Origin of the sequence: Rhizobium ecuadorense, assembly GCF_001187535.1 — a bacterium.
GTDB lineage: Bacteria > Pseudomonadota > Alphaproteobacteria > Rhizobiales > Rhizobiaceae > Rhizobium > Rhizobium ecuadorense.
On sequence record NZ_LFIO01001840.1, the window covers coordinates 1 to 279 of the forward strand.

The 279-nt window shown below is 60.9% G+C and carries 1 protein-coding gene; it reads left to right on the top strand.

All coding sequences use genetic code 11. The annotated features are described in order from the left end of the window. Positions 1–279: EamA family transporter (locus AF337_RS38975; protein WP_152971369.1), on the top strand; the 279-nt coding region annotated here is incomplete at both ends.

Genomic DNA, 279 nt, shown 5'->3' on the forward strand with positions numbered 1-279 from the left:
CTGCTGATCCCCTGCCTTTTCCTCGAAGGGGGCATCTCGCGGCAGCAATGGCGATCCGTCTTCCATCCGTCCGGTCTTGCCATGATCGCATGCCAGACCTTCAGTCAGGTATGCTTCATCGGGGCGCTTTACATGACCACCGTCGCCAATGTGACGATGATCTATGCGACCGCGCCCTTTATCGCAGCGTTGCTCGGCTGGGTCATCCTCAGGGAGAGGGTCTCCAGGCGGACGCTGATTGCCGGCGGCATTTCGCTCCTCGGAGTCGCGGTCATCGTC